Here is a 6,311-nt window from a genome sequence, read left to right on the forward strand (position 1 = left end):
CGCCGGGCCTCTGCCGCTGTGGCGGCGTAGTCCAGCACGGCCGCCGCGGCCCCCGCAGCCGCCACCGCGACCTCGTGCCAGATCCGTGTCTACAAGCCGGAGATGCGCAGGGGACACGTGGCGGCGACCTCGTGGGCCCCGGGGTGCCGGCGGTCCGCGCGGGTCTCCATCCAACTCCAGCGCAAGCGCTGGTGGGGCTGGCAGAAGATCGCGGGCACGACCTACAACGCCCCGGGGCCGAAGACCCTGTACAAGGGGTGCAAGCGCGGCACCACGTTCACCTACCGCCTGATGGGGCACCTCATGGGGGGCGGCAACGGGTACAGCCCCACCATGCGGGCCAAGTGCCCCTGACCGGCCCGTCGGCAACCAAGATCGCCTCACTGGGCGCGGCGCCCAAGTGCACCTCGAGGGCAAGGTGCTGATCGGGACCGCCGGATACGTCGCCGAGCTGGGCTGCTATCGATTCACCGCCGTGGGCTTCCAGCCCGACCACATGCTGAGCGAAGGGCGATGGCCGACGCTGGCGGACGCGGCCGCCGGAGCCGCCCATGCACACGCGAGGCACGACACCATGGAGATGTCGACGATGATCGCCGTCATGTAGGAAGCAGGGCCTCTTTCTCCTGCCCGCTAGATCCAGCCGCGCCCCCCGGTGCCGTCCTGGGGAAACACCCGCCGCGGCGCCGGTGACTCCCCTCCCGAACGGTTCTGGTGCTCACCGACCATCGGACCCTCATCTTCGAAGCTCTCTGTCCGGGGCGATGGCGATCGTGACCCGGTAGTGGCGGGGCGGCTCGTCGACGGGTTGGCCGTCGGCCTCGATCCAGGCATGGGCGCCGAACGGGTGGACCCGTATGCCCGCGCACCAGGTGGGCCAGCATCCGCGCAACCGGCACAGCAGGGCGGCGGCGATGGAGCGGGGCAGGCAGCCTTCCCCGGCACACGACAGGCTGACCGCGATCACCGCGTCCCGTGCCGCTCTGGCCTGGTCGGCGCTCGCGGGCGCGGCGCCGCGGCGGGCGAAGGTCAGCACCGCGCGGATGCGGGCCGGCGGCAGGCGGGCGATCAGGTGTGCGGCGGCCACGGCGGCCAGCGCCGGCGGGCGGCGGCGCCAGGGCAGGGCGGGCCGGTCGGCGGGCACCATGGGCACGCTCATCGCGGCTGCTCCCGGTCGACGGTCTCGACGATCAGGTTCGCGGCGCGCAACTGCGCGACGAGCGCGGCGATGTCCGCCTCGGCGGTGGGCGTTGCGGCCGGATGGGTCCGGACGAGGTCGCGGGCGGCCTCGTCCTGGCCGTGTCCCGCCAGCAGGCTGCGCAGGACGAGCGCGGCGGTGGCATTCAGTTGGCGGTAGCGGCCGGTGCGCTCGTCCAGGAGCACGGCAACCTCGTCGATCGGGGTGAGAGTGACGCCGGGGCGAAGCTTCACGCACACGACTCCTCCTGGGTGGGGTAGGCAAGAAGGGCTCGTAGCCAGTTCTCGGCGGCGATGAAGACGTCGAGTGCCATCACGCCCGGCCCGCCCTCGGCCGGGGTGCGCACGCAGGCCCGGCGCAGGGCGGCGGCGTCGGCCAGGCCGCGTTCCACCAGCAGCGAACCGTCGAGCAGGGTCAGGAGCTGGTCGCGGTGGCGGAGCAGCCCCTGGTAGATGTCGGCCGAAAACTCGCCCTTGGTGGTACGTTCCAAACACTCGGCCGGCATGACGGGACGCATCGCGGCCCGGGTGAGCGGCTTGTAGACGCCCGGCACCGCCCGCTGGTCCAGCCGCACGGCCAGGCAGGCGGCGACGACGTGGTCGTCCAGATAGGGGGCGTGCACGGGGGCGCCCACGCGGCCCGTCAGGCCCCGCACGCCGTCGAGGGAGGCGGCGATGGTACGGACGCTCGACAGGCTCTGGTGCTGGGCGCGCAGAGGGGAGTACGGCTCGGCCGAGCACGTGACGAGCCGCCGGCGGACCGTGTCCGTCGCGGCCTCGGTCGTCCAGTCAGGCAGGCGTAGCGGTTGCTCCCATCCGAAGTCCGGCCGGAAGCGGGACAGCGGCGCGCTGAGTGCCTGCGCCTGATCCGCCAGCCAGGCGGCATAGGGGCGCCGGTCGTCCAGTGCGCGGGCGCACGCCCACAGCGGCCATCGGGCCCTGGACCGCCGCTCGCGCAGGTGGGGCCAGAGCGCCGCCGGGTGGCGACGGGCCAGGTCGTGCAGGTAGCAGTCGGGCAGCAGCGTGACCTCGTCACCGCCGTGCCCGGTCAGGCGCACGGCCGCGCCCAGCCCGGCCAGCAGTGCCGAACTCGCCAGCTCGCGGGCCAGCGTGCGCAGCCACCGCGTCGGCTCGTCCAGCCCGGGAACGGCCTCGGCCGCCCCGGCGAACCACTTGGGCAGGTCACCGGGCCGGGCCACCCCGTGCTCGCCCGGGAGGTGCGCCCGCGCCCGGGCCGCCCACTCCGCGTCGTCATGCTCGGGATCGTCGATGGCCAGCACGAACGTGATCAGCTTCGCCGACCGCTCCCCGGCCGCCGCGGCGGCAAGGAAGCTGACCGGCGTGGAATCCAGCCCGCCGGACAGATCGCCGGCCACTACCATGCCCTCGCCGATCCGGGCGGCCACGGCCTCCTCAAGGGCCGCCCTCACCACGGGAGCGCCCTCCTCCAGCGCTACCTCCGGCTCCGGCGGCCGCCACCAGGCGCGCAGCCGCACCCCGTCCGCGTCGATGTGCGCCGCCTCACCGGGCGGCACCATGGCGACCCCTTCCCACAGCGGCTCGGCCAGCGCCGGCGGAACCGCCATCAGCAACCGCATCGCCAGAGCCTGCTCGTCCACCGCCGCCCGCGTCAGCGCGGCCGGCAGCGCCGCCCGGCCGGACGCGACCACCGCCCCGCCGACCCGCGCGTAGTACACCCGCCGCATGCCCGAAGCGGTGCCCTGCACCCGAACCTGCCCGCCCACGACGGCGACCAGATGGAAACTGCCGGGCAGCGCCGCGGCCACCGCGTCGGCGTCCGCCAGGCACCCCAGCCGCGCCGCCATCCGCCGGAGCCGGCCGGCGGTGACCGGGCACGTGCCGATCACCGCCAGCCGCGCGTGGCCCGCCTCCGCGTGGACGATCTCGCCGGGCGAGGCGGCCAGCAGACAGGGACGGCCGGACGCGTAGCTCAGCACCACCGCGCCGTACAGCGCCTCAGCGAGGGCTTCGCCGGCGGCGCTGTCGGACAGCACCGCGAACTCCTCGCCGCTCAGCTTGCGCACCGGACTCCTCGCCTCACTGGTAGTAGTAGACCGCGTCCATCAGCGGCCCGGCCATGCCGCGGGTCAGTTCTCCGAACTCGCCGATGTCGAGCATCCGCGGGGGTTCGTACGGCTCGTTGTCGACCATGAGTGGTGCCTTTCTCCTGGGATGTGCCGGCTGTCCGGACCCGTACCGGACTCCGTGGGACTCGATGGGCACGGTGGCCTCACTACCCCGCGTAGTAGTAGGCCCAGTCCATGTTGAGCATGCCGTAGCCGCGGGTCAGCTGCCCGAACTCGCCGATCTCGAGCATCTGCGGGGGCTCGTACGGCTCGGTGCGCTCGTTGTCGATCATGACAGGTCCCTTCGTCCGTGCGGCGGATCGCCGCGTCACCGTCAGTGAAGACCTACGCTCTCGCTGTCCAACAGGAGGTCGGACACACTCGGACACACTCGAACGCCAGGCCCGGCACCGCGGCGGAAGCGAAGAACGAAAGCCAAGGTTCACCGCGTACGGCGGAGCGGTGGCCATGGTGTGCCGGGTCAAGGCGATACCGGTAGTGCGCTGCCAGCCTGCTGTGTGGGCGAGCGACAGGTGGAGTGGAGATGGCACTGCGCCCCCTTGACCGAGTGGGATGGCGTCAACCCGATCACGACCCCGGCTGGCGCGGGGCCGACCGCGCGGCTGTTCATCGGCACGGCACCGCCCCCGCAAGGCGGGTCACAGCCGGATCAGGTCGGCGACCTCCTCGGGCAGGCCGGGTGAAGTCATGACATGGCCCATCCCGGGCACGACGCGCAGTACCGCGCCCGGAATCGCGGCGGCCAGGGCCTCGCCGTGAACGAGCGGATAGACCGGATCCTGGTCGCCGTGCACGATCGAGGTCGGCGCGGTGATCGACGACAGCGGGGCGAGCAGGTCAGGGGCGTCCATCCACACGGCCCGGTGGTGGTTGGCCGCGGCCGCCGGGTCGGTAGCCCGCGACAGCGCCAACTCCAGCATCGCCCGGGCGGCCCGCTCGTCGAACGGCCGAACCGGCCCGTTGAAGACCCGGAACAAGGCCACGTCGGACTCCACTCCCGGCGGCAGCCCGGCGGCCATATGCGCGAGAAACGCCGGCGACGGCGGCGGTAGATCATCCGGGTCGGCCGACTCCCCGGCCAGCGCCCGTGCCCACGCCGGACCCGGATCATGACCCATCGGCGAGCTGGACATCACGGTCAAAGACCGGACCCGGTCCGGCGCGTGCACCCCCAGCCATTGCGCGATCATGCCGCCCATGGAAGTCCCAGCCACATGAGCGGAGCTCAGTCCATAACCGTCCAGCACAGCCAGGCAGTCGCGAGCCATGTCCCCGATGGTGTACGGGTGGGCATCGAAGTCGACAACGCTGGACCGACCAGTGTCCCGATGATCGAACCGGATCACCTGAACCCCACGCTCAACCAGCCGACCAACCAGTGCATCAGGGCAACTGACACCCTGAGCAGCCGACCCCATGACCATCAGAACAGCGGGAAGCCCAGGATCCCCGACCCGCTCCGTCCAAATCTGCAGCGGCCCGGAGGCCACAAATCGCTCGTGTGCATCCAACATGGAGGCACGGTAGCTGCTACCTGCTGCCGAACGCCGACATTTACCGATGGCCCGGCCGAGAACAGCGCGCCGCGATGGCCCCGGCCGTCTGCCGGTCGGACAGCCCTTCACCGAACTGCAGGATCGACACCAACCCCAGCCGGGCAGGTGACAGCGCCGGACGGTAGCGACACCCATGACTCCATCCGCGAGCGAGAACGCAGGCGCTACCCGCCGAGCAGGCCGCCAGCCCGTTCATCGCGGCGCTCGCCGAGCTGGTCGCCCTTCAGGCCGACCAGCTTTACGGCAACGGCGGTTTCGTCATCCTGCCGGAGTGGGCCGACATCCTGGGCCGGCATTTCCCGCCCGGCGATCGACAGCCCAGGCCTGGAGCCGGCGGCGGACATGCAGGGGGCCTACATCTGTTCGGGCCAGATGTCAGTTCGCCTGAGGCCGGTTGTCCTTGCCATCCAGCCACAGCGTGTCGGACTCGTCTCGATGAGAACCGGAGGTCCCGACATGCTTCGCGTCGATCTTCGGGCCCTTCTTGATCACATGCACCAACGCCATCGCATGCCCGCGCCCAAGACCATAGTCCTGCTTCAGCCACTCAATGATCGTCCCCGCCTTCGTTGACGGATCATCGAAGCCGCGCTCCCTCGCCAAGACTATGAACTCTCGCGGCGTCAGCCCGGTCTTGCCCTCGATGTTGTCCAAATATGCCTGGAACGACATGGTTCTCTCCACTCGTCATGGGATATTCCGGCCACAGTGTCCCATTTGGTGCGATCGGTTTCCAGGGCGGAGAACCCCGGCCCGCGGGCCGGGGTTTCCGGTCGTGCAGTGGGGCGCTTGGCAGCGAGCACAGCGGCCAGACGTGTGCCGAACCGCACCTCTGCCTGCGCTCGCTCGCGCGGCTGGAGCCGGGCGTTCACCCCCCGCCGACCTATCCACCTGCAGCGCCGTGCTGAGCTCCTTCTCCGCGGTCCACAGGCGCGCGATCAGGTCGGGTCCGCCCTGTGCCGGCCGTCGGCCAGAGCGCGCAGGTCAGCGGCGACCGCGCGGGTGCCGTCCACGTTCCACTGACAGCCACTCGCGCCCTGCTGGACGATCTCCTCCCAATCGGCGCTGGTCATCGTGTCGTCGCCGACGGCGTTCGCGAACAACACCACGGCACCCAGCGCCGGGTCGGCCGGGCGTGCATCGGCTCGACCGGGTCGGCCAGGCGCGGCGACTTCTCCTCCAGGACCGCCGCGGAGCCTGAAAAGGGTTCATTGAGCGCGTGCGGCTGACGCACGATGGAGAGGCCTGATTCGGGTTGGATGAGGACGCCCCGGCCGATCATGCGTACGCTCTTGGGGTGCTTGGGCTCCACGCCGATGTTCGGCATCCGGCAGCTGTCCTTGACCTTCAGCCCATCCGGAGTTTCCCGAAATGGCACGCTTAATGGTTCCTCTCACCCCATCCGACCCGCGGCGTTTGGGTCGTTACTGGCTGGCCGGCCGGCTGGGCG

The 6,311-nt window shown here is 71.3% G+C and carries 11 protein-coding genes; 2 read left to right on the plus strand and 9 right to left on the minus strand.

What is annotated here, in order from left to right; all coding sequences use genetic code 11:
• Positions 1–102 precede the first annotated feature (102 nt).
• Positions 103–354, plus strand: coding sequence for a hypothetical protein (locus ACIHFD_RS62325; protein ID WP_397375015.1), 252 nt, complete (start codon positions 103–105; stop codon positions 352–354).
• A gap of 46 nt (positions 355–400) precedes the next feature.
• On the plus strand, positions 401–607 hold the full coding sequence (locus tag ACIHFD_RS62330; RefSeq protein ID WP_397375016.1) for a hypothetical protein: 207 nt from the start codon (positions 401–403) through the stop codon (positions 605–607).
• Positions 608–736: 129 nt separating this feature from the next.
• Here the strand turns inward: ACIHFD_RS62330 and ACIHFD_RS62335 are convergent, their stop codons facing one another.
• The 9 genes from ACIHFD_RS62335 to ACIHFD_RS62375 form a co-directional block, all read right to left on the minus strand.
• On the minus strand, positions 737–1,159 hold the full coding sequence (locus ACIHFD_RS62335) for a lasso peptide biosynthesis B2 protein (RefSeq protein ID WP_397375017.1): 423 nt from the start codon (positions 1,157–1,159) through the stop codon (positions 737–739).
• The gene (locus ACIHFD_RS62340; RefSeq protein ID WP_397375018.1) at positions 1,156–1,431 is read right to left on the minus strand and encodes a lasso peptide biosynthesis PqqD family chaperone; all 276 of its coding nucleotides are present in this window, start codon (positions 1,429–1,431) and stop codon (positions 1,156–1,158) included. The genes ACIHFD_RS62335 and ACIHFD_RS62340 overlap by 4 nt, the downstream gene beginning before the upstream one ends.
• Positions 1,428–3,242: an asparagine synthase-related protein gene (locus ACIHFD_RS62345; protein ID WP_397375019.1), complete on the minus strand. Its 1,815-nt coding sequence runs from the start codon at positions 3,240–3,242 to the stop codon at positions 1,428–1,430. The genes ACIHFD_RS62340 and ACIHFD_RS62345 overlap by 4 nt, the downstream gene beginning before the upstream one ends.
• A 13-nt stretch (positions 3,243–3,255) precedes the next feature.
• Positions 3,256–3,369 carry a lasso RiPP family leader peptide-containing protein gene (locus ACIHFD_RS62350; protein WP_350737853.1) on the minus strand — a complete coding sequence of 38 codons (114 nt, stop codon included), beginning with the start codon at positions 3,367–3,369 and terminating at the stop codon, positions 3,256–3,258.
• Between the two features lie 82 nt (positions 3,370–3,451).
• Positions 3,452–3,577 (minus strand): lasso RiPP family leader peptide-containing protein, encoded by a 126-nt coding sequence (locus ACIHFD_RS62355; RefSeq protein ID WP_364266855.1) that lies wholly within the window; start codon positions 3,575–3,577, stop codon positions 3,452–3,454.
• 366 nt (positions 3,578–3,943) lie between these two features.
• Positions 3,944–4,819 carry an alpha/beta fold hydrolase gene (locus ACIHFD_RS62360; RefSeq protein ID WP_397375020.1) on the minus strand — a complete coding sequence of 292 codons (876 nt, stop codon included), beginning with the start codon at positions 4,817–4,819 and terminating at the stop codon, positions 3,944–3,946.
• A gap of 206 nt (positions 4,820–5,025) precedes the next feature.
• Positions 5,026–5,205: a hypothetical protein gene (locus ACIHFD_RS62365; protein WP_397375021.1), complete on the minus strand. Its 180-nt coding sequence runs from the start codon at positions 5,203–5,205 to the stop codon at positions 5,026–5,028.
• A gap of 31 nt (positions 5,206–5,236) precedes the next feature.
• On the minus strand, positions 5,237–5,533 hold the full coding sequence (locus ACIHFD_RS62370) for a DUF4287 domain-containing protein (protein WP_397375022.1): 297 nt from the start codon (positions 5,531–5,533) through the stop codon (positions 5,237–5,239).
• Positions 5,534–5,799: 266 nt separating this feature from the next.
• Complete coding sequence (locus ACIHFD_RS62375; protein ID WP_397375023.1) at positions 5,800–5,967, minus strand: hypothetical protein; 168 nt, start codon at positions 5,965–5,967, stop codon at positions 5,800–5,802.
• Between the last annotated feature and the right edge of the window lie 344 nt (positions 5,968–6,311).

Source organism: Nonomuraea sp. NPDC051941 (genome assembly GCF_044593615.1).